Here is a 1,347-nt window from a genome sequence, read left to right as displayed (position 1 = left end):
GAGCAAGACTCGCCCCATGGACGAGCAATAGGCGGGCAGGCGGCTTCCGGGATTGAGATTGATCGACATTACCCTCTTATGCGATGCCCGGGCGATATAGACGATCTCATTACCATCGAGGACGGAAGCCGATGCGCTTTCGCCGGTCTTTTCCGACAGTTGATCGAGAAAAGGCTGCAGAAGGCGGGGCAGGGGAGTCGCTGTAAGATAGGAATGGCCAAGACRCAGTATTCGCGGCGATAGCGAGAAGAATTTGCCGTCATAGTCGGCATAGCCGAGTTGTGCCAAGGTCAAGAGACAACGCCGGGCCGTCGCACGTTCGAGGCCGGTAATCCTCGAGATATCGGTGATTGAAAGACGCGGATTTGCCGCGTCGAACGCCTCGATTACCGAGAGGCCCTTGGCAAAACCACTGATGAAGTCCGTTTCTCGCATGCCAAACCCTAGCACGATTTGTGCGATATACGAACAAAAATCATATAACGCACAAATAATTTGACCTTTGAACCAATGAAGCACTAATCAAAAGATGAGAAATTTGGGACAGGGAGAGAAATGTGGCGCGGATTTGCACGCTTTCCGAAGCGATTGAAGAGAATGTCAGGGACGGCGATTCCATTGCGATGGAAGGGTTCACGCACCTGATCCCCTATGCCGCCGGCCACGAAATCATCCGGCAGGATCGCAAGGAGCTTTTTCTTATACGGATGACGCCAGACCTGATCTACGACCAGTTGATCGGCGTCGGCGCAGCACGCGGTATGAAATTCTCCTGGGGCGGCAATCCGGGCGTTGGCTCGTTGCACCGTTTTCGCGATGCAGTCGAAAACCAGTGGCCACGCCCGCTTGAGATTGAGGAGCATTCGCACGCTGCCATGGCAAACGCCTATGAGGCAGGCGCAGCAAACCTGCCATTCGCGATGCTCCGCGGCTATATCGGCGCGGATCTTGCGAAGGTCAACCCGAATATCAAATCAATTACCTGCCCGTTCACCGGCGAAGCTCTTGCGGCGGTCCCGTCGATTCGCCCTGACGTGTCGATTATCCACGCCCAGCGCGCGGACCGCAAAGGCAATGTGCTGATCGAAGGCATCTCCGGCGTCCAAAAAGAAGCGGTGCTTGCGGCCAAGCGCTCGATCGTTACGGTCGAAGAAATCGTTGATGAACTCAATCCGCCGTCGCCCAATGCGGTGGTTCTGCCGACATGGGCAGTCAGCTCCGTTGTTCATATACCTGGCGGTGCGTTTCCGTCCTATGCGCACGGCTATTATCCGCGCTCCAACGCTTTTTACATTGCCTGGGACAAGATCGCCCGTGACCGCGATAGTTTTACGGCCTGGATCAAGG

The 1,347-nt window shown here is 55.6% G+C and carries 2 protein-coding genes; one reads left to right on the top strand and one right to left on the bottom strand.

Features of this window, described 5'->3' with window-relative positions:
• On the bottom strand, positions 1–435 hold a 435-nt coding region (locus ACXJ5O_RS27105), incomplete at its 3' end, for a helix-turn-helix domain-containing protein (RefSeq protein ID WP_457302616.1).
• A 122-nt stretch (positions 436–557) separates the two neighbouring features.
• On the opposite strand from ACXJ5O_RS27105, the gene ACXJ5O_RS27100 reads away from it, so the two are divergent.
• The coding region (locus ACXJ5O_RS27100) for a CoA transferase subunit A (RefSeq protein WP_457302615.1) at positions 558–1,347 on the top strand (790 nt) is incomplete at its 3' end.

The sequence above is a fragment of the Phyllobacterium sp. P5_D12 genome, from assembly GCF_054049495.1.
This window is presented reverse-complemented; position numbering and strand designations above follow the sequence as displayed.